This window comes from Citrobacter sp. JUb117 (assembly GCF_024809055.1).
Taxonomy (GTDB): domain Bacteria; phylum Pseudomonadota; class Gammaproteobacteria; order Enterobacterales; family Enterobacteriaceae; genus Citrobacter; species Citrobacter gillenii.
On the sequence record NZ_JANUFB010000003.1, the window covers coordinates 440,629 to 467,254 of the forward strand.

Below are 26,626 nucleotides of genomic sequence, written 5' to 3' on the forward strand. Positions count from 1 at the left end.
CCGGGTGGCGCTTCGCTTACCCGGCCTACCTCAAATAAGCTTCTATGCCTTGAGCTGCCAACACAGCGGCAGCCCAAAAGACGACGAAAATTATGCGATGGTACGTTTGATCTCGATGATTTCGAACACTTCGATCATATCGCCAACGCGAACGTCGTTGTAGTTCTTAACGCCGATACCACATTCCATGCCGTTACGGACTTCGTTAACGTCATCTTTGAAGCGGCGCAGGGATTCCAGCTCGCCTTCATAGATAACCACGTTGTCACGCAGAACGCGGATTGGGTTGTGACGTTTAATCGTACCTTCGGTAACCATACAACCTGCGATGGCGCCAAATTTCGGTGATTTGAACACGTCACGTACTTCAGCCAGACCGATGATCTGCTGTTTCAGTTCCGGAGACAGCATGCCGCTCATCGCAGCTTTCACTTCGTCGATCAGGTGATAGATGACGGAGTAGTAACGCAGATCCAGGCTTTCAGATTCAATCACTTTACGTGCAGAGGCATCAGCACGAACGTTGAAGCCAACCAGAATCGCGTTGGATGCCGCAGCCAGCGTGGCGTCGGTTTCGGTGATACCACCTACGCCGGAACCGATGATCTTCACTTTCACTTCGTCGGTAGACAGTTTCAGCAAGGAGTCGGAGATCGCTTCGACAGAACCCTGAACGTCAGCTTTCAGGACAACGTTCACTTCGTGAACTTCGCCTTCGGTCATGTTGGCGAACATGTTCTCGAGTTTAGATTTCTGCTGGCGAGCCAGTTTAACTTCACGGAATTTGCCCTGACGATACAGTGCAACTTCACGCGCTTTTTTCTCGTCACGTACGACGGTAACTTCGTCACCCGCAGCCGGAACGCCGGACAGACCCAGGATTTCAACTGGAATAGACGGACCTGCTTCCAGGACTTCCTGACCCAGTTCGTTACGCATTGCACGAACGCGGCCATACTCGAAGCCACACAGTACGATATCGCCCTTATTCAGGGTACCTTCACGAACCAGGACGGTAGCAACTGGGCCACGACCTTTGTCCAGGAAGGATTCGATTACCGCACCGCTTGCCATACCTTTACGAATCGCTTTCAGCTCCAGAACTTCAGCCTGCAGCAGGATAGCGTTCAAAAGGTCATCAATACCGGTACCTGCTTTCGCAGAAACAGGGATGAACTGAGATTCGCCGCCCCACTCTTCCGGCATAACGCCGTACTGAGACAGTTCGTTCTTAACGCGATCCATATCGGCTTCTGGCTTATCGATTTTGTTGACTGCAACAACCATCGGCACCTGCGCTGCTTTCGCATGCTGGATAGCTTCAATGGTCTGAGGCATCACGCCATCATCTGCTGCAACAACCAGAACAACGATATCTGTTGCCTGTGCACCACGAGCACGCATAGAGGTAAACGCGGCGTGCCCCGGGGTATCCAGGAAGGTGATCATACCGTTGTCAGTTTCAACGTGGTATGCACCAATGTGCTGGGTAATGCCGCCTGCTTCGCCAGAGGCGACTTTCGTTGAACGAATGTAGTCCAGCAGAGAGGTTTTACCGTGGTCAACGTGACCCATGATGGTCACAACCGGTGCACGCGGTTCAGCCGCTGCGCCAGTGTCACGGTCGCTCATTACCGCTTCTTCCAGCTCGTTTTCACGACGCAGGATAACTTTGTGGCCCATCTCTTCAGCAACCAACTGTGCGGTTTCCTGATCGATGACCTGGTTGATGGTGGCCATCGCACCCAGCTTCATCATCGCTTTGATGACCTGAGAACCTTTAACCGCCATCTTGTTCGCTAAGTCGCCAACGGTGATGGTTTCGCCAATCACAACGTCACGGTTAACGGCCTGAGCTGGCTTCTGGAAGCCTTGCTGCAGGGAAGAACCTTTACGCTTGCCACCTTTACCACCGCGACCAGCAGCACGTGCTTCTTCGCGATCGGCTTTAGATTCAGCGTGCTTATTGCCTTTCTTCTGAGGACGAGCAGCTTTCGTCGCAGTACGCGTACGGCCACGGCCGCCTTCTACTTCGCGATCGTTTTCGTCTTCTGCCTGGCGAGCATGCTGAGAAGTGGTGACGTGATAATCGGTCTTATCCTCTTCACCTTTTGCTTTCTCTTGCTCTGCCCAAACACCGGCATTTTCTTCCGCCATACGACGGGCTTCTTCAGCCACACGGCGAGCTTCTTCTTCAAGCTTGCGACGCGCTTCTTCTTCCGCTTTACGCTTCAGTTCTGCGGCTTCATTTTCACGGCGGGCTTTTTCGGCCTGGGCGGTTTTAGTCATATCGTCGGTCTGTTGATTGCTCACTTTGTCTTTTTCCGCAGCTTCACGTTTCGCTTTATCAGCGGCTTCACGTTTAGCTTGTTCTGCGGCCTCACGTTCGGCTTTTTGTTGCGCCTCGCGTTTAGCAGTTTCTTCTGCCTCACGACGGGCTTGCTCTTCCGCTTCACGCTGCGCCTGCTCTTCCGCGGCAAGGCGTTCTGCCTCTTGCGGATCGCGTTTCACAAAGGTGCGTGTCTTGCGGACTTCGATTTGTACCGATTTACTTTTTCCACCGGTACCAGGAATATTGAGAGTACTGCGCGTTTTACGCTGCAATGTCAACTTATCTGGTGCAGAGCCGTTCTCACGGTTCAGGTGCGCCAGTAAGGTTTGTTTCTCTTGTGCGGACACAGAGTCGTCAGCAGACTTCGGGATACCTGCATCAGCAAATTGCTGTACCAGGCGATCCACGGAGGTCTGTATCTCTGCAGCCAGCGTTTTTACGGTTACATCTGTCATACTGTTCCTTCCTGCTACAGTTTATTACGCTTCGTCGCCGAACCAGCAAATATTACGGGCAGCCATAATCAGCTCACCGGCTTTTTCGTCGGTCAACCCTTCGATATCAGCCAGATCATCAATGCCCTGTTCAGCGAGATCTTCCAGCGTACAAACACCACGGGCAGCCAGTTTGAAGGCCATATCACGATCTAATCCTTCCAGATTCAGCAGATCGTCAGCCGGTTTGTTATCACCGAGGCTTTCTTCCTGGGCCAGTGCCAGAGTGGTCAGTGCGTTTTTAGCACGCTCGCGCAGCGCTTCAACGGTTGCTTCATCCAGGCCGTCGATTGCCAGAAGCTCTTTCATTGGCACGTAAGCCAGCTCTTCCAGCGTAGCAAAACCTTCTTCTACCAGAACCGTCGCGAAATCTTCATCGATATCGAGATATTTGGTGAAGGTATCAATAGCAGCATGCGCTTCAGCCTGATGCTTAGCCTGCAGGTCATCAACGGTCATTACGTTGAGTTCCCAACCGCTCAATTGTGAAGCCAGGCGGACGTTCTGACCATTACGTCCAATCGCCTGAGCCAGGTTACCGGCTTCAACCGCGATATCCATGGTGTGTTTATCTTCATCCACCACGATAGACGCGACGTCTGCAGGCGCCATTGCGTTGATCACGAACTGTGCCGGGTTATCATCCCACAGGACGATATCGATACGTTCGCCGCCCAGTTCGGTAGAAACCGCCTGAACGCGTGCACCGCGCATACCTACGCAAGCACCCACCGGATCGATACGCTTATCGTTGGTTTTCACCGCGATTTTCGCACGAGAACCCGGATCGCGAGCCGCCGCTTTAATTTCAATCACTTCTTCGCCAATTTCTGGCACTTCAATGCGGAACAGTTCAATCAGCATTTCCGGTTTGGAACGCGTCACAAACAGTTGCGCGCCACGTGCTTCCGGGCGAACGGAGTACAGAACACCACGGATACGGTCACCCGGGCGGAAGTTTTCACGCGGCAGCATGTCTTCACGCAGGATCACGGCTTCAGCATTGCTGCCGAGGTCCAGCGCAATGTTGTCACGGTTAACTTTCTTCACCACACCGGTGACGATCTCACCTTCGTGCTCGCGGAATTGATCAACAACCATCGCACGTTCAGCTTCACGTACTTTCTGTACGATAACCTGTTTCGCCGTCTGGGTGGTGATACGGTCAAAGGTGACTGATTCAATCTGGTCTTCAACGTATTCACCCACGTTCAGACTCTCGTCTTCGTAACGTGCGGCTTCCAGAGTAATTTCTTTGGTTGGCTGAGTGACTTCTTCCACAATTACCCAACGGCGGAAGGTATCGAAATCACCGCTTTTACGATCGATTTCTACGCGAACGTCGATCTCTTGTTCGTATTTTTTCTTTGTTGCTGTAGCCAGCGCACTTTCCAGCGCTTCAAAAATTTTCTCGCGTGGCAGCGATTTTTCATTGGATACGGCTTCAACAACAGCCAAAATTTCTTTGTTCATCGCGGGCTTTTCACCTCAATCCAGACTGTTAAAAGTGGGGAACCAGGTTCGCCTTCTGGATATTACTCAGCGCGAACACTTCATCTTTACCGTCGACTGTGACAGTGATCATCTCACCATCCACCGCTTTGATAACGCCCTGCCATTTACGGCGATTTTGCACCGCCATACGAAGAACCAGCGTGACTTCTTCACCCAGGAAACGCACGTAGTGTTCAGCCGTGAACATAGGACGGTCGAGACCCGGTGAGGAGACTTCCAGGTTATAAGCAACGGTGATCGGATCTTCAACGTCCATCACGGCGCTAACCTGGTGGCTCACATCAGCACAATCATCAACATTGATGCCATCTTCACTATCAATATAGATGCGCAGTGTGGATGTGCGACCACGAATAAATTCGATGCCGACCAGCTCGTAGCCCAAGGCTTCAACTGGTGCTTTAATCATCTCTGTTAATTTTTGCTCTAATGTGGACAAGCCCACCCCCAAGACATAAAAAAAGGGCCTAAAGCCCAGTTATTCTGTAATCAGATAACAAAAAACCCCGATAAATCGGGGCTTTAGATAACTGAACCCTATAACCGCACCTGCGGTTCGGAGAACCTTCCGAAAGAATTTTTTTTCAAATCCAGCTACGAAGGCCTAAGTCTTCACAGTATATTTGAAAAAGAACTCTAAGGGAAAGTGGTTGCGGGGGCCGGATTTGAACCGACGACCTTCGGGTTATGAGCCCGACGAGCTACCAGGCTGCTCCACCCCGCGCCTGAAACGTGGCAAATTTTACTCGCTTTGGGTAAAAAATGCAAATACTGCTGGGATTTGGTACCGAGGACGGGACGTAAAATCTGCGCACAGTATATTGATTTTCTATCCCTTATGTCAACCTTGTTACTACTATGCAAATGAATGAATGCCAGCCTGCGCAAATTTAGCAAAGTGCAACAAAGATAAATCTGCCTTCAACGCCGTTATTTAACGAAATTATCACTAAACTCTTCCTGTCACCGTTAAAAGGTGATTAAATGAAAACTCATTTATTTTGCATAAAAATGCACTTAGCATAAAAAACCAACCTCTTCACCAGTCTATCAAGCAGGGTTTTATTTTATGACGACGATTCTCAAGCATCTCCCGGTAGGTCAACGTATTGGTATCGCTTTTTCTGGCGGCCTGGACACCAGTGCTGCACTGCTGTGGATGCGACAAAAAGGGGCTGTCCCATATGCATATACTGCGAATTTGGGACAACCGGATGAGGATGACTATGACGCCATCCCTCGCCGTGCAATGGAATATGGTGCTGAGAACGCTCGCCTGGTTGATTGCCGCAAGCAACTGGTTGCCGAAGGGATCGCAGCGATTCAATGTGGTGCATTCCATAATACCACCGGCGGTCTGACCTATTTCAACACCACGCCACTAGGCCGCGCGGTGACCGGCACCATGTTGGTGGCCGCCATGAAAGATGACGGTGTGAATATCTGGGGTGACGGCAGTACCTATAAAGGCAACGATATTGAGCGTTTCTATCGTTACGGTCTGCTGACCAATGCCGAACTGCAGATTTACAAACCATGGCTGGACACTGACTTCATTGACGAACTCGGCGGTCGCCATGAGATGTCTGAATTTATGATCGCCTGCGGTTTCGACTACAAAATGTCTGTCGAAAAAGCGTATTCCACTGACTCCAACATGCTCGGCGCTACGCACGAAGCGAAAGATCTGGAATTCCTTAACTCCAGCCTGAAGATCGTTAACCCGATTATGGGCGTCAAGTTCTGGGATGAAAGCGTGAAGATCCCGGCGGAAGAAGTAACCGTACGTTTTGAGCAGGGACATCCAGTTGCGCTGAACGGCAAAACCTTCAGCGACGATGTTGAGATGATGATGGAAGCCAACCGCATTGGCGGCCGTCATGGTCTGGGCATGAGCGATCAAATTGAAAACCGTATTATCGAGGCGAAAAGCCGTGGTATTTACGAAGCCCCGGGGATGGCGCTGCTGCATATCGCTTACGAGCGTCTGCTGACCGGTATTCACAATGAAGATACCATTGAGCAGTATCACGCTCACGGCCGCCAACTGGGTCGTCTGCTGTACCAGGGTCGCTGGTTTGACTCCCAGGCGCTAATGCTGCGTGACGGTCTGCAACGTTGGGTTGCGAGCCAAATCACCGGCGAAGTTACGCTGGAGCTGCGTCGCGGTAACGACTATTCCATTATGAATACCGTCTCTGACAACCTGACCTACAAGCCAGAACGTCTGACCATGGAGAAAGGGGATTCCGTCTTCTCACCGGACGATCGTATCGGTCAGTTGACTATGCGTAACCTGGATATTACCGATACCCGTGAGAAGCTGTTCGGCTACGCCCAGTCAGGCCTGCTGACCGCCTCTTCCGCCACCGGTCTGCCGCAGGTAGAGAATCTGGAAAACAAAGCGAAGTAATCGCCAACAGAAATGACAAAAGCCGCGCAAGCGGCTTTTTTATGCGCGGAATTTAAAGCGTGAAGCGCGTAGGTGTGCGTAGGTCGGATAAGGCGTGTAGCCGCCATCCGACAATTTGCAGGACATGCCTGATGGCGCTATCGCTTATCAGGCCTACGTGCTACTACGCACACCTACGGATCACAACATACAGACGAAAAAAAAGACGCTTTTCAGCGTCTTTCTTTCGGAATATTGGTACTGAGGATGGGACTCGAACCCACAAGCCCGTTAGGGCACTACCACCTCAAGGTAGCGTGTCTACCAATTCCACCACCTCAGCACAGATACTACTATTAGCGCGGGATATCGCTGGTCGGCTGAGCCGGAGCAGCTGGCTGAGTTTGCTCGGTTTTCGCCGGTGCACTCAGATTTTCCCACTCACTTCCTTTATTGGTCTTATTGCTGTTCATGTTACCCAGCACCAGACTGATAATGAAGAACAAGGTTCCCAATACGGCTGTCATTCGGGTCATGAAGTTACCAGAACCACTTGAACCAAACAGTGTACCAGAAGCGCCTGCGCCAAAAGAGGCTCCCATATCAGCGCCTTTGCCTTGCTGCAGCATGATCAAGCCTACCAGGCCAATTGCTACAATAAGGAAAACTACTAAAAGAGCTTCGTGCATAATCAACCTGTTCCTTGCGGAGTTGCCGCGTACCAATGCTTCGACCATTAAAGCGGGAATGTTTAACTGTTTCCCACTGAAGCGGGTGTGAATACTAACCAATGCGAATAACCTTCGCAAGGGCAATTTAAGTGTATTGTATCAACTGAAGAAAAAATCGCCACATCAATCAAAAACGCAGCAATTTATCCCAGCATCGCTGCATCACGGGTCGCTGATCGTCAAGGTTTGCCCAAACAACGACCGGGATTTCACCTATCAGATCTGAATTATCTGGCCAACAGTGGATAATTTCATTATTCACTAATTCTTCAGCCACCATCGACTCGGGCAACCATGCCATTCCCATATGGCGCAGCACCATTTCCCGGATTGTTTCGCTTAACCCACTCTCAAAGACCTTTTTCAGTCGTGGGTGAACATGTTGCTCTAGCGGATCGATAATGCGTCTGACAAAGGTATAGTCGCTGTAGCAAAGCCAGGGAATCGGAGCATCTGGAGAATCAAGCTTGTCCGCCAGTTGGGCTGAAATCACAGGGATGAACCGCTCATATCGCCACAATGAGCGTTTTAGCCCCCCGACAATCTCCAGCCCCGGCTGCGAAGACGGCAAATCGTAGGTCACCAGAAAATCAATTTGCCGGTTTATCAGCGCGTTAAAGTGATTATCAATTCCCTGGATGCTGGCGTTTACCGTAAAACTTAATTGCGGTTCGCTTTGGCGCAGGTAATTGATCATGTCAGGCAGGATATTCACCGACAGTGTGTGAAGACTGACCATCACCAGCGTATTTTCCGTTGCCGGCATCATGGCGGCCAGCTCATGACGCGCCTCCGTCAGCATACTGAGGACATGCCGGGCATAGGGTTCAAACCGTTCACCATAACGGGTTAACGTAACGGGTGTCGTGGTACGATCAAATAGCGGGACGCCTAACGTCTCTTCCAGCGCTTTAATACGCCGACTTAGCGCAGGCTGAGTAATATGCCGCTGTATGGCGGCCTGGGAGTAATTCCCATGCTGACTTAAAGCCAGGAAATCATCTAACCACTTACTATCCACGTCGCATTCTCCACCATTCCATATCCGTATCCTCCGATAACAAATCGGAAATAGTCACAGTTATAGTAATGGCTTTAGTGTGGACCGCATAACAACAATATTCTGTTTCACCTGCCGAGTCTCCCTCCCCTTGACGTTTGACAGGACTAATATGTTTACTTTACTGACTAATGCCCGTGTCTTTTCCCCGGAGGATTTAGGCCTCTGCTCTCTGCTCATATATGCCGATCGTATTGTGGCGGTAGGCAACGATATTTCACGTTTCGATGGCGTCAACGAGGTCATCGATTGCCGGGGTAAATGGGTAATTCCGGGGATTATCGACCAGCATGTCCATCTGACCGGCGGCGGTGGTGAAGCAGGATTTGCCAGCCGAACGCCTGCCGTAAAACTGCGCGATCTGCTTCAAGCTGGCATTACGACAGTCGTCGGCGTGCTGGGCACCGATGCCATTTCTCGCTCTCCCAAAGATCTGTACGCCAAAATGCAGTCACTGAATCTAGAGGGCGTGCGCGCGTTTATGCACACTGGGGCTTACGCGGTACCCAGCCCGACGATTACGCAATCCATTCGCGATGACATAACCTTTATCCCGGCCATTCTCGGCGTTAAAATCGCCCTCGCCGATCATCGGGGTTCATATCCCTCTTTCCAGGAGCTGCTGAGAATCGTCAGCGATATCCGCGTGGCCTCACTGCTGGCGGGGAAAAAAGGGCTGCTGCATGTGCACCTGGGCAACCTGCCGGAAGGCATGTCGCAACTTACTGCGCTTTGTGATGCCGGTATTCCGATCCACCATATTTCACCGACTCACGTGGCCAGAACCGAAGCCCTGTTCAACCAGGCGATCGCTTTCGCCCATCGCGGCGGCCATATTGACGTGACGTCTGGCGGTAGCCGTTTTATGCCCCAGGAACAGGCCATTCTCCACGCGCTGGAGGCTCAGGTTCCAGCCGATCGCATCACCATCAGCTCAGATGGCAATGGCAGCGTGCCGCGCTTTAATGCTCAGGGTATGGTTGAAGGACTCACGGCCGCGCCGGTAGGCGGTAACCTTGCACTGCTCCCTCGCCTGATTGATGCGGGCATTCCGATCGCACAGGCCGTGGCCATGATGACGGCAAACGTTGCATGCTCGCTGGGAATTTCCGGCGGCAAGCTTTGTGCCGGAGAACGCGCCGATATTTGCGTCCTCAATGATGACCTGTCGCTGGCGCATCTGTTCGCCGCGGGTAGGCTGTTACTGCGCGATGGAGAGTGTTTGGTCAACGGCAACTTTGAGTGAGGATGAAAGAATGTCTTTATTGCTGGCGCTAGTCGCCATTGTCTTTGCCGGACGGCTGATCCTGAAAAAGTACCATCCCCAGTCCGTGCTGCTGCTCACCGGGATTGTATTACTACTCATCGCCCATTTTAGCGGAATGACCACGCTCAGTAGCCTGGTGAAGAAAAGCACCGGGTTTGGCCCCTTTGATGCGTTTGAGTTTATCCGCGATACCCTGAGCGTGCGCCTGGGTGGCCTTGGTCTGCAAATTATGCTGATTGGCGGCTTTGCCACCTATATGTCAGCCATTGGTGCCAGTCAGGTGCTGGTTCGGGTGACTTCGCGTCCATTACAGCGTCTGAACTCGCCATATCTCCTACTGGGGCTGGCGTTGCTGCTGGGGCAATTTTTGTCGCTGTTTATCAGTAGCGCTACGGGGTTGGGTTTGTTGTTGATGGCAACGCTTTATCCGCTGCTCACCCGCCTTGGCTGCAGCCGTGCCGCCGTCGCCGCCGTTATCGCCAGTACCTGTGCGGTTGAATTCGGCCCCGGTTCCGGTAACTCGGTTCTTGCCGCCAAAACAGCGGGTATCGAGGTGGTGAACTATTTTGTTCACGATCAGCTTCCCATCGTCGTGCCGGTCATTCTTTTCATCGCCCTGCTCCATATTGTCGTCCAACGCTTTTTCGATCGCCGGGAAAGCGGCGGCGATGTAGCCCAGCAGATGCAAACGTTGAACGCCACAGAAGAAACCCACGCCCCGATCGCCTGGCTGTTTCTGCCGATGCTACCGTTGGTATTGATGCTACTGTGCAGTGATTTACTGTTTAGCTCGCTCAAAATTACGCTGGATACCGCCGTTCTGATTAGCCTGGCCATTACGCTGATTTGCGAGTATTGGCGTCATCGCAAGGCTCGTGAAGTGATGGCTGGCGTGCAAAAAGTTTTCGACAGCATGGGCAGCGTGTTTGCCACCGTCGTAACGTTGATTATCGCGGGTGAAGTTTTTTCAGCCGGGCTAAAAGCCATTGGTGCAGTCGACGCGCTGCTCTCACTCTCCGGTGAATTTGGTCTCAGTGCCGCCTCGATAATCCTGCTGATGACGCTGATCACCTTTGCGATTTCTGCGTTGATGGGGTCGGGGAATGCCGCGTTCTTCTCCTTCGCCCCCATGGTGCCGGATATCAGCCGCCATATCGGCAGCGACATCGCCGTGATGATGCTACCTATTCAGATTTCGGCGGGTATTGGCCGGACGTTATCGCCGATTGCTGGTGTGATCATTGCCATTGCCGGGATCGCAGGCGTATCACCAGTGGATATTGTTAAACGTACCGCAATTCCAATGCTGGGAGGGTGGTTGCTGATGATTGCCCTGACATTTGCCCGTTCAGGGCATTTGCTGGCGGTCCTGCCGTGGCTGGCTGCTCTTGTGCTGATGATGGCCGGGGGCTACTTCTGGCAGCATCGACGCAAACAGGCACTTTCAGTAGGATAAAAAAAGCCGGAGTCTCGGACTCCGGCTCTCAAACTTCAGGGCTTATACGGCTTTCACCGCATCTGCAATACGGTGCGCGAACTCAGTAACCTGCGCTTCATCTTCGCCTTCAACCATCACACGGATTAACGGCTCAGTACCTGATTTACGCAGCAGAACACGACCTCGGTTACCCAACGCCGCTTCAACGTCCGCCATCACCGCTTTCACGGTTTCATGTTCCAGCGGATCGCCGCTACCGGCGGTAAAGCGAACGTTAACCAGCAGTTGTGGGAACATTTTCATACCGCTGCACAGGTCGTGCAAACTCATATGGTTACGTACCATTGCTGCCAGCACCTGCAGACCCGCCACAATACCGTCACCGGTGGTGGTTTTATCCAGCAGGATCACGTGCCCTGAGTTTTCAGCCCCGATGCGCCAGCCTTTTTCCTGCATTTTTTCCAGCACGTAGCGGTCACCCACTTTCGCCCGAGCAAAGGGAATACCCAGCTGCTTCAGCGCCAGCTCGAGACCCATGTTGCTCATCAGCGTACCGACAGCACCACCACGCAGTTGCCCCTGACGTAACGCTTCACGGGCAATGATATACATGATCTGATCGCCATCGACCTTATTACCTTCGTGGTCCACCATGATCACGCGGTCGCCATCACCATCCAGCGCAATACCCAGATCGGCTTTTTCTGCAATCACGCGCGCCTGCAGCGCACGAACGTCGGTCGCACCCACTTCTTCATTGATGTTGACGCCATCCGGCTCACAGCCAATCGCAATGACATTTGCGCCCAGTTCACGGAGTACATTTGGCGCAATGTGATACGTCGCGCCGTTCGCACAATCCACCACGATTTTTAGCTCGTTCAGGCTCAGCTCGTTCGGGAACGTACCTTTGCAAAATTCGATATAGCGGCCCGCAGCATCGACAATACGGCTGGCTTTCCCCAGTTCAGCAGAGTCCACACAAGTGAGCGGCTTTTCCATCTCGGCTTCGATAGCTTCTTCAACGGAGTCAGGCAATTTGGTCCCGTCGATGGAGAAGAACTTAATTCCGTTATCATAAAACGGGTTGTGCGAGGCAGAGATGACAATCCCTGCTTCGGCGCGGAAAGCGCGCGTCAGATACGCAACCGCGGGGGTTGGCATTGGCCCGGTGAATGAAGCAGACAGGCCCGCTGCGGCCAAACCAGCCTCCAGCGCTGACTCCAGCATATAGCCAGAAATACGCGTATCTTTACCGATAATAATTTTACGTGAACCATGACGTGCCAGCACTTTTCCTGCCGCCCAGCCCAGTTTAAGCACAAAATCAGGCGTAATTGGGGTATCGCCAACGCGACCGCGGATACCGTCAGTGCCAAAATATTTACGATTACTCATAGCGTTTTTTTTCCTTTGCAGACAATGTGGCTTCCACCACACGCATCGCTTCTACGGTTTCTTTGACGTCATGGACACGAATAATCTGCGCGCCCTGCATGGCAGCAATCACCGCACATGCCAGGCTTCCGCTCAAACGTTCAGATGGCCCCACGTTCAGTAACTGACCAATCATTGATTTTCGTGACATCCCGACCAGCAGCGGCAGATTAAAATGATGAAGCTCCGCCAGGCGTGCCAGTAATGTGTAGTTGTGGGTAAGATTTTTACCGAAACCGAATCCCGGGTCGAGCAACAATTTATCTTTTGCGATCCCAGCCCTTTCACAACGTGCTATTTGCTCAACAAAGTAGCGATTTACCTCAGCAAAAACATCTTCGTACTTTGGCGCTTCCTGCATGGTCTTCGGCTGCCCCTGCATATGCATCAGACACACGGGTAATCCAGTTTCCGCCGCAGCTTCCAGTGCGCCTGGTTCTGTCAGGGAGCGAATATCATTAATGATATGCGCACCGACTCGGGCACATTCACGAATCACCTCCGGTTTTGAGGTATCCACCGAGATCCACACCTCAAAGCGTTGGGCAATGGCCTCAACGACCGGGATCACCCGTTCCAGTTCTTCTTCTACGCTGACGTCTGCCGCCCCCGGCCGCGTGGATTCGCCACCCACATCAATGATAGTCGCCCCGGCGTTAATCATCAGATTGGCGTGTTTCACCGCCTCAACCAAGGTGTTGTGCGCGCCGCCATCGGAAAAAGAGTCCGGCGTGACGTTTAAAATCCCCATGACGTGGGGATGGCTGAGATCCAGCGAAGAACCCTGAGCAAAGAGTTTCATAGTGTTATCCCTGGTATATACCCATCGTCTTTCAAGCTGCATCTGCGTTAGCTTTATTCGGCCTTCGGCCTCACCCCTTCGGGGCCAGCGCAAGCGCTGTTCAAACCGGCATAGCCGGTTTGTCCTCGCTCACCCCAGTCACGTACTGATGTACGCTCCTGGGGATTCCCTGCGTCGCCGCCTTGATGCAACTCGAAATTCATTGGGTATAAGTTGATAAATAAAAAAACCCCGGAGCAAGCCCCAGGGTTTTCAATTAAAGCACGGTCATCAGCAACGATAACTTATTTGTCACCTAACTGCTCTGACATGTTACCCGGATTCGGCGAGGTCGGTTCATCAACCGGACGCGGCGCACTTGGGGTGCCATTATTGCCAGAGTTGTTAGACGTACCTGACTCTTCCCAACCTGCTGGCGGACGCACATCGCGGCGAGCCATCAGATCGTCAATCTGCGGTGCATCGATGGTCTCATATTTCATGAGCGCATCTTTCATCGAGTGCAGAATGTCCAGGTTATCGTTCAGAAGACGACGAGCACGCTCGTAGTTACGTTCAATCAGCAATTTAACTTCCTGATCGATAATGCGCGCGGTTTCATCGGACATATGTTTTGCTTTAGCAACAGAACGACCGAGGAACACTTCGCCTTCTTCTTCCGCGTACAGCAACGGACCCAGCTTTTCAGAGAAGCCCCACTGCGTCACCATATTACGTGCCAGGTTAGTCGCGACTTTAATGTCGTTCGACGCGCCGGTAGAAACATGTTCAGCACCGTAGATAATCTCTTCAGCCAAACGACCGCCGTACAGCGTAGAGATCTGACTTTCCAGTTTCTGACGGCTAGCGCTGATTGCATCGCCTTCCGGCAGGAAGAAGGTCACACCCAACGCACGACCGCGTGGAATAATCGTTACTTTGTGCACCGGATCGTGTTCCGGTACCAGGCGACCGATAATCGCGTGGCCTGCTTCGTGGTACGCGGTAGATTCTTTCTGCGCTTCCGTCATCACCATGGAGCGACGTTCCGCACCCATCATGATCTTGTCTTTCGCTTTCTCGAACTCAACCATCGATACAACGCGCTTGTTACCACGGGCAGCGAACAACGCTGCTTCGTTCACCAGGTTCGCAAGATCTGCACCGGAGAAACCAGGCGTACCGCGGGCAATAATTGCCGCATCGATGTCCGGAGACAGCGGTACGCGACGCATATGCACTTTCAGAATCTGCTCACGACCACGAACGTCCGGCAGACCTACAACCACCTGACGGTCAAAGCGACCTGGACGCAACAGCGCAGGGTCAAGAACGTCCGGACGGTTAGTTGCCGCGATAACGATGATACCTTCGTTACCTTCGAAGCCATCCATCTCAACCAGCATCTGGTTCAGCGTCTGCTCACGTTCATCGTGACCACCGCCCAGACCCGCGCCACGTTGGCGGCCGACGGCGTCGATTTCATCGATAAAGATGATGCACGGTGCTGCTTTCTTGGCCTGTTCGAACATGTCACGCACACGAGATGCGCCCACACCAACGAACATTTCTACGAAGTCAGAACCGGAAATTGTGAAGAATGGAACCTTCGCTTCACCCGCGATGGCTTTTGCCAACAGGGTTTTACCGGTACCCGGAGGGCCGACCATCAGGACGCCTTTCGGGATCTTACCGCCCAGCTTCTGGAAACGGCTCGGTTCGCGCAGGTACTCAACCAGCTCAGCCACCTCTTCTTTCGCTTCGTCACAACCTGCAACGTCGGCAAAAGTGGTTTTGATCTGATCTTCCGTCAGCATGCGCGCTTTACTCTTACCGAACGACATGGCGCCTTTGCCACCCCCGCCCTGCATTTGACGCATGAAGAAGATCCAGACACCAATCAGCAGCAGCATTGGGAACCAGGAAATGAAGATAGAAGCCAGCAGGCTCGGCTCTTCAGGCGGCTCGCCAACAACCTTGACGTTTTTGGTCAGCAGGTTATCAAGCAGCTTCGGATCGTTAACCGGGATGTAGGTCGTGTAACGGTTACTGTCTTTCTTGGTAACGTTAATCTCACGTCCGTTGATACGCGCTTCACGAACCTGGTCCTGATTGACCTCTTGCAGGAAGGTAGAGTAATCCACCTTACGGCCATTAGACTCGCTGGGCCCAAAGCTCTGGAATACTGACATCAGCACAACGGCAATGACCAGCCAGAGTATTAGGTTTTTCGCCATGTCACTCAAGGGATTAACCTCTTATTACAACTGTGTTAAAAACAGCGTCAGGATACTCTATATCCAGCGTCTTTCAAACTTTCGTTTAAAATCTGCCGGTTATGGTTTACGCCCGGTCGCTACAATGTACACTTCACGCGAACGAGCGCGGGAAGAGTCCGGCTTACGAACTTTGACCTTCGTAAACAGGGAGCGAATCTCTCTTAGATACTCATCGAAGCCTTCGCCCTGGAACACCTTAACTACAAAACTACCACCTGGCGCTAATACATCACGAGCCATTCCAAGCGCCAGCTCTACCAAATACATGGCCCGGGGAATGTCCACCGCCGGTGTTCCACACATATTTGGTGCCATATCGGACATGACAACTTGTACTTTACTGTCACCTACGCGCTCAAGTAACGCTTTCAGGACTAATTCATCACGAAAGTCGCCCTGAAGGAAGTCCACACCAACGATTGGATCCATAGGTAAAAGATCGCAAGCGATAATGCGGCCGCTGTTTCCGATCTGCGTAACCGCGTATTGCGACCAGCCACCGGGTGCAGCGCCGAGGTCAACTATCGTCATCCCCGGTTTAAAAATTTTGTCACTTTGCTGTATTTCATCAAGTTTAAACCAGGCACGGGAACGTAACCCCTTTTTCTGTGCCTGCTGAACATATTTATCGCTAAAGTGTTCCTGAAGCCAGCGGCTTGAGCTGGCAGAACGCTTTTTACCTGTCATTTTACTTTCCCATCGGGCAGTTCATCGTAACCAATGGTGTAAATTTCTACACTGCTATTTGGTGATATATGGGAGATGGCGGTAGAATGACCCGTTTTCAATCCCAACCTAAGCAAAAATATACGATGAATCTGAGTACTAAACAAAAACAGCACCTGAAAGGTCTGGCACATCCGCTCAAGCCTGTAGTCATGCTTGGCAATAATGGTTTGACCGAAGGGGTACTGGCCGAGATTGAACAAGCGCTAGAGCACCATGAACTTATCAAGGTGAAAATCGCCTCGGAAGATCGCGATAACAAAACCTTGATCGTGGAAGCTATCGTACGCGAAACCGGCGCCTGTAACGTACAGGTCATCGGCAAAACGCTGGTACTGTATCGCCCGACTAAAGAACGTAAAATCTCGCTGCCACGCTAAGAATATCCCAAAGTTGAACACGTAGTTTGTGTAAAACGCGGGAATTTCCGCTAGCAGGAGAGCAAAATGCCACGCTCTCTTCGTTGATAAAAGGCCGCTATGCGGCCTTTTTCCTTTCTTTACAATGTATCAACATCTTAACCAAGATGCGAATTACAGGTATTCTACTTTCACCACTTCATATTCCACTTCACCGCCCGGCGTTTTGATAACCACCACGTCATCCTGCTCTTTGCCAATCAGGCCACGAGCAATAGGCGAGTTAACTGAAATCAGGTTCTGTTTAAAATCGGCTTCGTCATCACCTACGATGCGCCAGGTCTGTTCTTCATCGTTATCAAGATTCAGAACGGTCACCGTTGCACCGAAAACGACACGGCCATTGTTCGGCATTTTAGTGACGTCGATAACCTGCGCGTTAGACAGCTTAGCTTCGATATCTTTAATGCGTCCTTCGCAGAATCCCTGCTGTTCACGGGCCGCGTGGTACTCCGCGTTCTCTTTCAAGTCACCGTGTTCACGCGCATCGGCGATCGCGGCAATGATTTCAGGGCGGCGCACAGATTTCAGAAAATCCAGCTCTTCACGCAGTTTTTCAGCACCACGTAAGGTCATCGGGATAGCTTGCATTTGTTATACCTCTTGAACATTCCTGTAGGGGGCGGTTGTCCTCACCCCGGCTGCTAAGCCCACCCTGGCAAACGCGATGCCAGAGTCAGAAGCAAAAAAATACCGACCCGGGCCCGAGGACCCAGGTCAGCTACAATTCTCTATTTGATGATCATTTTACCCTGGAGTTCCCTATGGGTCATCGTTTACTTTTTGGGGCGTTGCGCCGTAGTATGACGGCCTGTTTCCAGGTTGTTAGCGCGAGATTATGCGATTTCCCAGATTTACCATCGGATTGACTGCCAGTATTGCGGCGTTCAGCGTTCAGGCTGCGAATGTTGACGAGTATATCAACCAGCTCCCTGCCGGGGCCAACCTCGCCCTTATGGTACAGAAGGTTGGGGCTCCGACGCCTGCTATTGATTACCATAGCCAACAAATGGCCCTACCCGCCAGCACCCAAAAAGTCATCACCGCCCTGGCGGCCTTGATCCAACTTGGGCCGGACTTCCGTTTTACTACTACGCTAGAAACCAAAGGTCGCGTGGAAGGCGGGGTATTGAAAGGCGACTTGGTGGCGCGATTTGGTGCCGATCCGACGCTAAAACGTCAGGATATTCGCAATATGGTAGCAACCCTGAAAAAATCAGGCGTGACGCAAATTGCCGGAAATGTCCTCATCGACACGTCCATTTTCGCCAGTCATGATAAAGCACCTGGCTGGCCCTGGAACGACATGACGCAGTGTTTTAGCGCACCACCTGCGGCAGCGATTGTTGATCGTAACTGCTTCTCGGTGTCGCTTTACAGTGCGCAAAAACCTAACGATCTCGCCTTTATTCGCGTGGCATCATACTACCCGGTAACCATGTTCAGCCAGGTTCGCACCCTCGCGCGTGGTTCTGCAGAAGCGCAATATTGTGAACTGGATGTCGTTCCTGGCGATTTAAACCGCTTCACGCTAACCGGTTGTCTTCCCCAGCGCACCGACCCACTGCCGCTGGCGTTTGCCATTCAGGACGGCGCCAGCTATGCCGGGGCAATTATTAAAGATGAGCTGAAACAAGCGGGTATCACCTACAGCGGTACGCTGCTGCGCCAGACGCAGGTCAACGAGCCGGGTACCGTTGTCGCCAGCAAGCAGTCAGCGCCTTTACATGACCTGCTTAAGATTATGCTGAAAAAGTCGGACAACATGATTGCTGACACCGTTTTTCGTATGATCGGCCACGCGCGATTTAATGTCCCTGGCACCTGGCGCGCAGGTTCCGATGCCGTACGCCAGATCCTGCGCCAGCAGGCGGGTGTCGATATTGGTAACACGATCATTGCCGACGGATCCGGCCTCTCTCGCCACAACCTGATTGCGCCCGCCACCATGATGCAGGTGCTGCAGTACATCGCACAGCATGACAACGAGCTGAACTTTATTACGATGCTGCCGCTGGCAGGCCATGACGGCTCTCTGCAATACCGTGCGGGTCTGCATCAGGCTGGCGTGGATGGCAAAGTCTCCGCGAAGACCGGCTCGTTACAGGGGGTGTATAACCTTGCAGGATTCATTACCACGGCAAGCGGGCAACGCATGGCGTTTGTACAGTATCTGTCTGGCTATGCGGTAGAACCCGCTGACCAGCGTAACCGCCGTATCCCGCTGGTACGCTTTGAAAGCCGGTTGTACAAAGATATTTATCAGAACAACTGACGGTGATGCTGTCGGATAGCGCTTGCGCGTATCCGACCTACAGCGCACATAACAAAACGGGCCGCATTTGCGGCCCGTTGATATTGTTGGCCGGATAAGACGCAATCGCGTCGCCATCCGGCACCAGGATTAACGCTTGTAGATGAACTCAACGCCTTCTTCGTCGTCTTCGTCCCAATCTTCATCCCAGTCATCTTCCGCTTCGTCTTCGACTTCAGCGAGCTGCTGACGGTGATAATCGTCCCACATGAACTCCACTTTCTCTGGCTGCTTCGCTTCTTCAGCCTGAACAATTGGGTTCTCAATGATAAACGTCATCACATCCCAGCAAAGATCCTTCACGCCCAACTGACTGGCAGCAGAGATCAGGTAATATTTACCTTCCCAGCCCAGCGCTTCAGCGATCGCTTTCGCTTTCTCTTCCGCTTCGTCTTTGTCCATCAAATCAATTTTGTTGAACACTAACCAACGCGGCTTGGAGGCCAGATCCTGACTGTATTTCTCCAGTTCGCCAATAATAATACGGGCGTTTTCTACCGGATCTGAACCGTCAATCGGATCGATATCGATGAGGTGCAGCAGGACGCGGCAACGCTCCAGGTGCTTCAGGAATCGGATCCCCAGACCCGCGCCTTCCGCAGCGCCTTCAATCAGACCCGGGATGTCAGCAACCACAAAGCTCTTTTCGTTGTCCATACGCACAACGCCCAGACTCGGCACCAGCGTGGTGAACGGATAATCCGCCACTTTCGGTTTCGCTGCAGAGACCGCACGGATAAACGTTGATTTACCGGCGTTTGGCATACCCAGCATACCGACATCCGCTAACAGCATCAGCTCCAGCATCAGATCGCGTTTATCGCCCGGCGTACCCATTGTTTTCTGACGCGGAGTACGGTTGACCGAGGATTTGAAACGGGTGTTACCCAGACCGTGCCAGCCGCCTTTAGCGACCATCAGACGCTGACCGTGCTTGGTCATGTCGCCCATGGTTTCGCCCGTGCCCTGATCGATCACACGCGTACCGACAGGCACTTTAATCGTAACGTCTTTACCACGCTTACCGGTGCAATCACGGCTCGCGCCATTCTGACCACGTTCCGCACGGAACGATTTTTCGAAGCGGTAATCGATCAGCGTGTTCAGGTTTTCGTCGGCTTCCAGCCAGACGTCACCACCATCACCACCATCACCGCCGTCCGGACCGCCTCTCGGGATGTACTTTTCGCGGCGGAAGCTGACGCAACCATTACCGCCATCACCTGCAACGACCAGAATCGATGCTTCATCAACAAACTTCATTTTACTCTCCGTAAATCATTCGCCTGAGCGGGGTTGCGAAACCACCGTTTCATGCTTACGTAAACCGCCCCAAATACGATGACCAATGGCGGAATACATCGCGCCCGCAACCACGATAAACGCACCGAGATAACCTAAAAGGTTTAGCATCGGTCTGGCGAAGAAATCGGGCCAGGCCAGTGATAATAAATCTGAAAATAATAACGTAAACAGCGGTGTGAGCGTAATAATGGCGCTCACCTGAGCCGCCTGCCAGCGCGCCATTGCTTCCGCAAGTGCGCCGTATCCTACCAGCGTATTCAGGCCGCAGAATATCAGGCAAGCCAGCTGCCAGTCGCTGAGCTGCGTTATCACACCGGGTTTAGCCAGCGGCAACAACGCGAGCGTACATAAAGTGTACAGTAAAAACAGGATCTGCTGTGATGCCAGGCGACGCAATAACACCTTTTGCGCAACCCCATAGCTCACCCAGACCGTCGCCGCACCCACACCAAAGATCACACCCCAGGTGTAATCAGTGAGTTTGGTAAAAATCTCGATCAGACTGGTATTAAAAAACATCACCAGTCCACTCAGCAGCATTATGGCGCCAATAATCTGCGTACCGCGCATCTTTTCCTTCAGGATAAAGACGCTGGCGACCATCATGCCAACCGGTGACAATTGTCCGATAACCTGCGAAGTCGTTGGGCTCAAATATTGCAAAGATGAACTAAACAGAATGAAGTTACCAAACAGCCCACCGGTGGCGATTGCCAACAGTACCAACCAACGCGCTTTGCGAAAAATACGCAATGGCGGGAGCTTTTTTTTAACCGCAAGAATCGCCCCAAGGCCAATACTTGCCATTAAAAAACGGTAGAACACTACCGTAGGAGGCTCCATCACCTCCAGCACTTGCTTCATCGCTATTGGTAAAGCGCCCCAACAGACTGCCGTCGTCAGCGCTAAAAGAATACCAATACCTGCCTGCTGCTTCATGCCGTATTCCCTGCAAGAGCTCGTTTCCGGGTTGTCACGGCGAGACGAGCATATTTACCGGCCATCGAATGTAAAAAGCCCCGCAACACGTTGCGGGGCTTTCATCCGTTACCGGGGCGCGAAAAACTTATTCAGCAACAATGCTGATGAAACGACGGTTTTTCGGGCCTTTCACTTCGAATTTCACTTTACCGTCTGCTTTAGCAAACAGAGTGTGGTCTTTGCCGCAGCCCACGTTAGAACCAGCGTGGAACTGAGTACCACGTTGACGAACGATGATGCTACCTGCCAGAACTGTTTCGCCGCCAAAGCGTTTTACGCCCAGACGTTTAGCTTCTGAATCGCGACCGTTACGAGTCGAGCCGCCAGCCTTTTTATGTGCCATTTAATCTGCTCCTCTTAACTTAAGCGCTGATGCCAGTGATTTTCACATCAGTGAACCACTGACGATGGCCCTGCTGCTTACGGTAGTGTTTACGACGACGAAACTTAACAATTTTAACTTTCTCGCCACGACCGTGAGCAACAACTTCAGCTTTGATAACGCCGCCATCAACGAAAGGAACGCCGATTTTGACTTCTTCACCGTTTGCGATCATCAGAACTTCTGCGAATTCAACAGATTCGCCAGTTGCGATGTCCAGCTTTTCCAGGCGAACGGTCTGACCTTCGCTTACTCGGTGTTGTTTACCACCACTTTGGAAAACCGCGTACATAAAAAACTCCGCTTCCGCGCACACCTTTTTGATGATTCAGAGTGCGCTATAAATATTCACAATAGGGCGCGAATATTACGCAAAACGCGAGCCTTTGACAAGTGCTACCGTCAATACATGCAGAAAAAAAACACAACGTGTATGGTAACGTTTATCTGTGGCGTTTTTTCAGTACAATCAGCATATATTTCTAACCCTAAACCCGTAGTTACCTTGCCATACAGTGAGGTAATCGGGGCGAGAAGCCCGGCTTTTGCGATGAATTTAGAAAAAATCAATGAGTTAACCGCGCAAGATATGGCGGGTGTCAATGCGACAATCCTTGAACAGCTCAATTCCGACGTCCAGCTGATCAATCAGTTGGGGTACTACATCATCAGCGGCGGCGGAAAACGCATTCGCCCAATGATCGCCGTACTTGCTGCTCGCGCCGTTGGCTATCAGGAAAACGCCCACGTTACGATCGCGGCCCTAATCGAGTTTATCCACACCGCAACCCTGCTTCATGACGATGTGGTGGATGAATCCGACATGCGCCGTGGGAAAGCAACGGCAAACGCAGCGTTTGGTAATGCAGCCAGCGTACTGGTCGGCGATTTTATCTATACCCGCGCCTTTCAGATGATGACCAGCCTTGGCTCACTGAAAGTGCTGGAAGTGATGTCTAAGGCGGTGAACGTCATTGCTGAGGGTGAAGTTCTGCAATTGATGAACGTCAACGACCCTGACATTACCGAAGAAAACTACATGCGCGTCATCTACAGCAAGACAGCGCGCCTGTTTGAAGCGGCAGCACAGTGCTCTGGTATTCTTGCCGGCTGCAGCGAAGAACAAGAGAAAGGCTTGCAGGATTATGGCCGCTATCTTGGCACAGCTTTCCAGTTAATCGACGACTTACTCGATTACAGCGCAGACGGCGAGCAACTGGGTAAAAACGTGGGCGACGATCTCAACGAAGGGAAACCGACGCTGCCGCTGCTGCATGCGATGCGCCACGGTACCCCAGAACAGGCGCAAATGATTCGTCAGGCTATCGAGCAAGGAAACGGGCGTCATCTTCTGGAGCCGGTTCTGGAGGCCATGAACGCCTGCGGCTCGCTGGAATGGACCCGCCAGCGTGCAGAAGAAGAGGCCGACAAGGCCATCGCCGCGCTTCAGGTACTCCCTGAAACGCAATGGAAAGAAGCCCTGATTGGCCTGGCACATATCGCCGTACAGCGCGACCGTTAATCCTTTCCTCACCTTTCTTCGTATAACATCATCCCGTGCACTGCACGGGATTTTTTATATTCCAATAAATTTCAATAAGCACAACAATTTTACATAACACTAGAAAAAATCTTGATTTATTCTGAATATACAAACCCTTTACACGAACATTTTAGAACATTCGTTCTCCGCGAGTATAGTGTCACTACTGGCTAATTGTTAAACCATAAGTGGTGAACCAAAGGAGAAAGGGACGTATGGAAAGCAAACTCATTGACTGGCATCCAGCTGATATCATCGCAGGACTGCGCAAGAAAGGGACCTCAATGGCCGCAGAGTCTCGGAGAAATGGGTTGAGTTCATCAACGCTGGCAAATGCGTTAACTCGTCCATGGCCAAAAGGAGAAGTCATTATCGCGAAAGCGCTAGGCACTGAACCCTGGGTAATTTGGCCGTCGCGATATCACGACGCAAAGACGCATGAATTCATCGACAGAACACGGATGATGAGAGTGCGTAAAGAGAAAATGCCCCTCGAGTGAAGTGCTGAACAGTGACCCCTGAGCAAAAACCAAGGGGTCACTAGACACGTTGGCTATTACTCGCCTTTCACGCGCTCGATATTTGCGCCCAGCGCACGCAGCTTATCTTCGATGCGCTCATAGCCACGATCGATGTGATAAATGCGATCAACTACCGTGGTGCCTTCTGCAATACAGCCTGCCAGTACCAGGCTTGCTGATGCACGCAGATCCGTTGCCATCACCTGCGCGCCGGAGAGCGTTTCAACGCCGTGACAAATCACGGTATTGCTTTCAATCTCTGCGTGAGCGCCCATACGGCTAAGTTCAGGCACGTGCATGAAGCGGTTTTCAAACACGGTCTCCGTGATGAAACCGGTGCCTTCTGCCACCAGATTCAGCAGCGTGAACTGTGCCTGCATGTCAGTCGGGAACGCCGGATGCGGAGCAGTGCGCACATTGACCGCTTTCGGACGCTTGCCGTGCATGTCGAGGCTAATCCAGTCTGCCCCGACTTCAATATCCGCACCTGCATCACGCAGTTTCGCCAGAACCGCATCCAGCGTGTCCGGTTGTGCGTTATGGCAGATGATTTTGCCGCGAGAAATCGCCGCTGCCACCAGGAACGTCCCGGTTTCAATACGGTCTGGCAGAACGCGATACACGCCGCCACCGAGACGCTCAACGCCCTCGATGGTGATACGATCGGTGCCCTGACCGGTGATCTTCGCACCCAGAGCAATCAGGAAGTTCGCGGTATCAACGATTTCCGGCTCGCGCGCGGCGTTCTCGATGATGGTCGTACCTTCGGCAAGCGTAGCCGCACACATGATAGTGACCGTCGCGCCGACGCTCACTTTATCCATCACGATGTGCGCGCCTTTCAGGCGGCCATCAACGGACGCCTTCACATAGCCTTCTTCCAGCTTGATGGTCGCCCCTAACTGCTCCAGACCGGTAATGTGCAGGTCAACCGGACGCGCGCCAATCGTGCAGCCGCCCGGCAGTGATACCTGGCCCTGACCAAAGCGAGCCACCAGCGGACCCAGCGCCCAGATGGACGCGCGCATGGTTTTTACCAAGTCGTATGGCGCGCAGAAGACGTTAACATCGCGAGCATCAATGTGCACAGAACCGTTACGTTCAACCTTTGCGCCCAGCTGACTCAGCAGCTTCATCGAGGTATCAACGTCCTTCAGTTTCGGGACGTTTTGGATTTCGACAGGTTCTTCTGCCAGCAATGCCGCAAACAGGATTGGCAGTGCGGCGTTTTTAGCGCCTGAAATTGTGACTTCGCCCTGGAGCTTAGTCGGCCCCTGTACACGAAACTTATCCATTATTCTGTTCTCTGTTAAGAATTCATATTCGCTACCGGCGCATCACCCGTAGCTCAAAAACCGTTAAGTTTGCGATCGCGTGCCCATTCCGCTGGGGTAAATGCTTTGATCGACACGGCATGAATGCGGTTGTCCCCAATGTACTCCATCAATGGGCCATAGACCGATTGCTGCTTCTTGACCCGGCTCATGCCGTCAAACATCTCACCCACGGCAATAACCTGAAAGTGACTGCCATCGCCAGAGACGTGGACTTCCTGGAGGGAGAGTGCGTTCATCAGCACGCTCTGAATTTCATTATTTTCCATGGGCTCTTCATTCGTCAGATAGTGAAAACAGCCCAACATCTTAGAGCAAAGTTGCGCTGTCATAAATAAGCAAAAAGCCTCGCCGATAAATCAGACAAGGCTTTGGTGGCTGCTACCCCCTCAGGGGGTTTGCCGGATGGCGGCACAAGGCCTTATCCGGCCTACAAAAAATTAACGCGGAAGGACATCGTCAGGCAGATTGTAAAGCTTTGCCAGCGTGTAAACCTTATCGTTCACACCGCTGAGTACAACACGGTTCCCCTGCCTCTTGCCCTGGTCAATAAGATGGACCAGCAGTGCCAGTCCACCGGTATCAACCCGGGAAACCTGGCTCAGATCGATGCAGGTAACCCCTTTCATCGCTTCAACACGCGCATCCCATAATGGGTTTAACACGTCCTGATCCAGTTCCCCCACCAGCAACAACTTGTCACCTTCACGCGCCCAGGCGAGTGACTGCGTCATTATTTTTTCTCTTCCAGCGTGATTTTCTGCTGAGAAATAGATTTCAGCTGCGCCGTCAGGCCATCAATACCTTTGGTCCGCAGCAGGTCACTCCACTCATTTTGTTTGGTGGTGATCATGCTGACGCCTTCGGCGATCATGTCATACGCCTGCCAGTGACCGGTCTGGGAGTTTTTACGCCACTGGAAATCCAGACGTACCGGAGGACGACCATTCGGATCGATAATGGTGACACGGATCGGCACGATGGTCGCGTCACCCAGCGGTTGTTCCGGGGCAATCTGATAAGTCTGGCCATGGTACATCGCCAGCGCCTGGCCGTAGGCCTGTTTCAGGTACTCACGAAACGCAGCAAAATACGCGTCACGTTGTGCAGGCGTCGCTTCTTTGTAATAACGACCCAGCACCAGCGCGCCGGCATATTTCACCTGCACGTACGGCAACAGCTCCTGATCGACGATATCACGCAGGTAATCCGGGTTAGAACGGATTTTCGGCTGTTCGTTCTTCAGACGGTCGAAGGTTTTCTGCGCCGCCTCATCCATCTGTTTGTAAGGGTTGGCTTGATCCGCTGCCGTTGCTGCGCTAAGTGGAGCAATGACCAGCATAGCCACCATCATCAATCGTTTAAACATATGTCG

At 52.3% G+C, this 26,626-nt stretch carries 25 protein-coding genes and 2 tRNA genes; 7 read left to right on the plus strand and 20 right to left on the minus strand.

The window, feature by feature from the left end; all coding sequences use genetic code 11:
* Positions 1–90: 90 nt before the first annotated feature.
* The 4 genes from infB to M2374_RS09480 form a co-directional block, all read right to left on the minus strand.
* A complete protein-coding gene (gene infB / locus M2374_RS09465; RefSeq protein WP_096755532.1) occupies positions 91–2,787 on the minus strand; it encodes a translation initiation factor IF-2 in 2,697 nt (898 codons plus the stop codon).
* A 24-nt stretch (positions 2,788–2,811) separates the two neighbouring features.
* Entirely contained in the window at positions 2,812–4,299 is a 1,488-nt protein-coding gene (gene nusA / locus M2374_RS09470) for a transcription termination factor NusA (RefSeq protein ID WP_096755531.1), read from the minus strand.
* A 28-nt stretch (positions 4,300–4,327) separates the two neighbouring features.
* On the minus strand, positions 4,328–4,780 hold the full coding sequence (gene rimP / locus M2374_RS09475) for a ribosome maturation factor RimP (protein ID WP_135911333.1): 453 nt from the start codon (positions 4,778–4,780) through the stop codon (positions 4,328–4,330).
* Positions 4,781–4,988: 208 nt separating this feature from the next.
* A tRNA-Met gene (locus tag M2374_RS09480) sits at positions 4,989–5,065 on the minus strand.
* A 345-nt stretch (positions 5,066–5,410) separates the two neighbouring features.
* On the opposite strand from M2374_RS09480, the gene argG reads away from it, so the two are divergent.
* Positions 5,411–6,754, plus strand: a complete 1,344-nt coding sequence (gene argG / locus M2374_RS09485; protein WP_115257395.1) for an argininosuccinate synthase — start codon at positions 5,411–5,413, stop codon at positions 6,752–6,754.
* Positions 6,755–6,989: 235 nt separating this feature from the next.
* Here argG and M2374_RS09490 read toward each other — a convergent pair.
* The 3 genes from M2374_RS09490 to M2374_RS09500 all read right to left on the minus strand — a co-directional run bounded on the left by M2374_RS09490 (position 6,990) and on the right by M2374_RS09500 (position 8,485).
* A tRNA-Leu gene (locus M2374_RS09490) sits at positions 6,990–7,076 on the minus strand.
* A gap of 13 nt (positions 7,077–7,089) precedes the next feature.
* Positions 7,090–7,422: a preprotein translocase subunit SecG gene (gene secG, locus M2374_RS09495; protein WP_003025000.1), complete on the minus strand. Its 333-nt coding sequence runs from the start codon at positions 7,420–7,422 to the stop codon at positions 7,090–7,092.
* A gap of 169 nt (positions 7,423–7,591) precedes the next feature.
* Positions 7,592–8,485 carry a LysR family transcriptional regulator gene (locus M2374_RS09500; protein WP_115257393.1) on the minus strand — a complete coding sequence of 298 codons (894 nt, stop codon included), beginning with the start codon at positions 8,483–8,485 and terminating at the stop codon, positions 7,592–7,594.
* Between the two features lie 151 nt (positions 8,486–8,636).
* Here M2374_RS09500 and iadA point away from each other — a divergent pair, with 151 nt between their 5' ends.
* Positions 8,637–9,770: a beta-aspartyl-peptidase gene (gene iadA, locus M2374_RS09505; RefSeq protein WP_115257392.1), complete on the plus strand. Its 1,134-nt coding sequence runs from the start codon at positions 8,637–8,639 to the stop codon at positions 9,768–9,770.
* A 10-nt stretch (positions 9,771–9,780) separates the two neighbouring features.
* Positions 9,781–11,247 carry a C4-dicarboxylate transporter DcuC gene (dcuC, locus tag M2374_RS09510; RefSeq protein ID WP_181688708.1) on the plus strand — a complete coding sequence of 489 codons (1,467 nt, stop codon included), beginning with the start codon at positions 9,781–9,783 and terminating at the stop codon, positions 11,245–11,247.
* 42 nt (positions 11,248–11,289) lie between these two features.
* On the opposite strand, the gene glmM is transcribed toward dcuC, so the two are convergent.
* The 4 genes from glmM to rlmE form a co-directional block, all read right to left on the minus strand.
* A complete protein-coding gene (gene glmM / locus M2374_RS09515; RefSeq protein ID WP_115257390.1) occupies positions 11,290–12,627 on the minus strand; it encodes a phosphoglucosamine mutase in 1,338 nt (445 codons plus the stop codon).
* Complete coding sequence (gene folP, locus M2374_RS09520; protein ID WP_181688707.1) at positions 12,620–13,468, minus strand: dihydropteroate synthase; 849 nt, start codon at positions 13,466–13,468, stop codon at positions 12,620–12,622. The genes glmM and folP overlap by 8 nt, the downstream gene beginning before the upstream one ends.
* Positions 13,469–13,752: 284 nt before the next feature.
* The gene (gene ftsH / locus M2374_RS09525) at positions 13,753–15,684 is read right to left on the minus strand and encodes an ATP-dependent zinc metalloprotease FtsH (protein WP_115257388.1); all 1,932 of its coding nucleotides are present in this window, start codon (positions 15,682–15,684) and stop codon (positions 13,753–13,755) included.
* A gap of 99 nt (positions 15,685–15,783) precedes the next feature.
* The gene (gene rlmE / locus M2374_RS09530; protein ID WP_004106110.1) at positions 15,784–16,413 is read right to left on the minus strand and encodes a 23S rRNA (uridine(2552)-2'-O)-methyltransferase RlmE; all 630 of its coding nucleotides are present in this window, start codon (positions 16,411–16,413) and stop codon (positions 15,784–15,786) included.
* Positions 16,414–16,538: 125 nt separating this feature from the next.
* On the opposite strand from rlmE, the gene yhbY reads away from it, so the two are divergent.
* Positions 16,539–16,832 carry a ribosome assembly RNA-binding protein YhbY gene (yhbY, locus tag M2374_RS09535; protein ID WP_096755522.1) on the plus strand — a complete coding sequence of 98 codons (294 nt, stop codon included), beginning with the start codon at positions 16,539–16,541 and terminating at the stop codon, positions 16,830–16,832.
* Between the two features lie 153 nt (positions 16,833–16,985).
* Here the strand turns inward: yhbY and greA are convergent, their stop codons facing one another.
* The gene (gene greA, locus M2374_RS09540; protein WP_096755520.1) at positions 16,986–17,462 is read right to left on the minus strand and encodes a transcription elongation factor GreA; all 477 of its coding nucleotides are present in this window, start codon (positions 17,460–17,462) and stop codon (positions 16,986–16,988) included.
* Positions 17,463–17,709: 247 nt separating this feature from the next.
* On the opposite strand from greA, the gene dacB reads away from it, so the two are divergent.
* Entirely contained in the window at positions 17,710–19,146 is a 1,437-nt protein-coding gene (gene dacB / locus M2374_RS09545) for a serine-type D-Ala-D-Ala carboxypeptidase (protein WP_115257386.1), read from the plus strand.
* 129 nt (positions 19,147–19,275) lie between these two features.
* On the opposite strand, the gene cgtA is transcribed toward dacB, so the two are convergent.
* From cgtA to rplU, 4 genes are all read right to left on the minus strand, one after another.
* On the minus strand, positions 19,276–20,448 hold the full coding sequence (gene cgtA / locus M2374_RS09550; protein WP_096755518.1) for an Obg family GTPase CgtA: 1,173 nt from the start codon (positions 20,446–20,448) through the stop codon (positions 19,276–19,278).
* 15 nt (positions 20,449–20,463) lie between these two features.
* A complete protein-coding gene (locus M2374_RS09555) occupies positions 20,464–21,429 on the minus strand; it encodes a DMT family transporter (protein ID WP_096755517.1) in 966 nt (321 codons plus the stop codon).
* 127 nt (positions 21,430–21,556) lie between these two features.
* Positions 21,557–21,814 carry a 50S ribosomal protein L27 gene (gene rpmA / locus M2374_RS09560; RefSeq protein WP_096755516.1) on the minus strand — a complete coding sequence of 86 codons (258 nt, stop codon included), beginning with the start codon at positions 21,812–21,814 and terminating at the stop codon, positions 21,557–21,559.
* A gap of 19 nt (positions 21,815–21,833) precedes the next feature.
* Complete coding sequence (rplU, locus tag M2374_RS09565) at positions 21,834–22,145, minus strand: 50S ribosomal protein L21 (RefSeq protein WP_003025032.1); 312 nt, start codon at positions 22,143–22,145, stop codon at positions 21,834–21,836.
* A 258-nt stretch (positions 22,146–22,403) separates the two neighbouring features.
* Between rplU and ispB the strand changes: the two genes are divergently transcribed.
* Together ispB and sfsB are read left to right on the plus strand one after the other, a co-directional pair.
* The gene (gene ispB, locus M2374_RS09570; RefSeq protein ID WP_115257385.1) at positions 22,404–23,375 is read left to right on the plus strand and encodes an octaprenyl diphosphate synthase; all 972 of its coding nucleotides are present in this window, start codon (positions 22,404–22,406) and stop codon (positions 23,373–23,375) included.
* Between the two features lie 236 nt (positions 23,376–23,611).
* Positions 23,612–23,896: a DNA-binding transcriptional regulator SfsB gene (sfsB, locus tag M2374_RS09575; RefSeq protein ID WP_115257384.1), complete on the plus strand. Its 285-nt coding sequence runs from the start codon at positions 23,612–23,614 to the stop codon at positions 23,894–23,896.
* Between the two features lie 56 nt (positions 23,897–23,952).
* On the opposite strand, the gene murA is transcribed toward sfsB, so the two are convergent.
* The 4 genes from murA to mlaC form a co-directional block, all read right to left on the minus strand.
* Positions 23,953–25,212: a UDP-N-acetylglucosamine 1-carboxyvinyltransferase gene (gene murA, locus M2374_RS09580; protein ID WP_096755510.1), complete on the minus strand. Its 1,260-nt coding sequence runs from the start codon at positions 25,210–25,212 to the stop codon at positions 23,953–23,955.
* Between the two features lie 53 nt (positions 25,213–25,265).
* Positions 25,266–25,520: a BolA family iron metabolism protein IbaG gene (ibaG, locus tag M2374_RS09585; protein ID WP_259154617.1), complete on the minus strand. Its 255-nt coding sequence runs from the start codon at positions 25,518–25,520 to the stop codon at positions 25,266–25,268.
* A gap of 171 nt (positions 25,521–25,691) precedes the next feature.
* Positions 25,692–25,985, minus strand: a complete 294-nt coding sequence (gene mlaB / locus M2374_RS09590; RefSeq protein ID WP_096755509.1) for a lipid asymmetry maintenance protein MlaB — start codon at positions 25,983–25,985, stop codon at positions 25,692–25,694.
* On the minus strand, positions 25,985–26,620 hold the full coding sequence (gene mlaC, locus M2374_RS09595) for a phospholipid-binding protein MlaC (protein ID WP_115257382.1): 636 nt from the start codon (positions 26,618–26,620) through the stop codon (positions 25,985–25,987). Before mlaC ends, mlaB begins: the two co-directional genes overlap by 1 nt.
* Positions 26,621–26,626 lie beyond the last annotated feature (6 nt).

Bases quoted from the DNA above. Each gene is read 5' to 3' on its own strand.
- infB (WP_096755532.1), bottom strand. From the start codon at position 2,787: ATGACAGATGTAACCGTAAAAACGCTGGCTGCAGAGATACAGACCTCC.
- nusA (WP_096755531.1), bottom strand. From the start codon at position 4,299: ATGAACAAAGAAATTTTGGCTGTTGTTGAAGCCGTATCCAATGAAAAA.
- argG (WP_115257395.1), top strand. From the start codon at position 5,411: ATGACGACGATTCTCAAGCATCTCCCGGTAGGTCAACGTATTGGTATC.
- secG (WP_003025000.1), bottom strand. From the start codon at position 7,422: ATGCACGAAGCTCTTTTAGTAGTTTTCCTTATTGTAGCAATTGGCCTG.
- iadA (WP_115257392.1), top strand. From the start codon at position 8,637: ATGTTTACTTTACTGACTAATGCCCGTGTCTTTTCCCCGGAGGATTTA.
- dcuC (WP_181688708.1), top strand. From the start codon at position 9,781: ATGTCTTTATTGCTGGCGCTAGTCGCCATTGTCTTTGCCGGACGGCTG.
- glmM (WP_115257390.1), bottom strand. From the start codon at position 12,627: ATGAGTAATCGTAAATATTTTGGCACTGACGGTATCCGCGGTCGCGTT.
- folP (WP_181688707.1), bottom strand. From the start codon at position 13,468: ATGAAACTCTTTGCTCAGGGTTCTTCGCTGGATCTCAGCCATCCCCAC.
- ftsH (WP_115257388.1), bottom strand. From the start codon at position 15,684: ATGGCGAAAAACCTAATACTCTGGCTGGTCATTGCCGTTGTGCTGATG.
- rlmE (WP_004106110.1), bottom strand. From the start codon at position 16,413: ATGACAGGTAAAAAGCGTTCTGCCAGCTCAAGCCGCTGGCTTCAGGAA.
- yhbY (WP_096755522.1), top strand. From the start codon at position 16,539: ATGAATCTGAGTACTAAACAAAAACAGCACCTGAAAGGTCTGGCACAT.
- greA (WP_096755520.1), bottom strand. From the start codon at position 17,462: ATGCAAGCTATCCCGATGACCTTACGTGGTGCTGAAAAACTGCGTGAA.
- dacB (WP_115257386.1), top strand. From the start codon at position 17,710: ATGCGATTTCCCAGATTTACCATCGGATTGACTGCCAGTATTGCGGCG.
- cgtA (WP_096755518.1), bottom strand. From the start codon at position 20,448: ATGAAGTTTGTTGATGAAGCATCGATTCTGGTCGTTGCAGGTGATGGC.
- M2374_RS09555 (WP_096755517.1), bottom strand. From the start codon at position 21,429: ATGAAGCAGCAGGCAGGTATTGGTATTCTTTTAGCGCTGACGACGGCA.
- rpmA (WP_096755516.1), bottom strand. From the start codon at position 21,814: ATGGCACATAAAAAGGCTGGCGGCTCGACTCGTAACGGTCGCGATTCA.
- rplU (WP_003025032.1), bottom strand. From the start codon at position 22,145: ATGTACGCGGTTTTCCAAAGTGGTGGTAAACAACACCGAGTAAGCGAA.
- ispB (WP_115257385.1), top strand. From the start codon at position 22,404: ATGAATTTAGAAAAAATCAATGAGTTAACCGCGCAAGATATGGCGGGT.
- sfsB (WP_115257384.1), top strand. From the start codon at position 23,612: ATGGAAAGCAAACTCATTGACTGGCATCCAGCTGATATCATCGCAGGA.
- murA (WP_096755510.1), bottom strand. From the start codon at position 25,212: ATGGATAAGTTTCGTGTACAGGGGCCGACTAAGCTCCAGGGCGAAGTC.
- ibaG (WP_259154617.1), bottom strand. From the start codon at position 25,520: ATGGAAAATAATGAAATTCAGAGCGTGCTGATGAACGCACTCTCCCTC.
- mlaB (WP_096755509.1), bottom strand. From the start codon at position 25,985: ATGACGCAGTCACTCGCCTGGGCGCGTGAAGGTGACAAGTTGTTGCTG.
- mlaC (WP_115257382.1), bottom strand. From the start codon at position 26,620: ATGTTTAAACGATTGATGATGGTGGCTATGCTGGTCATTGCTCCACTT.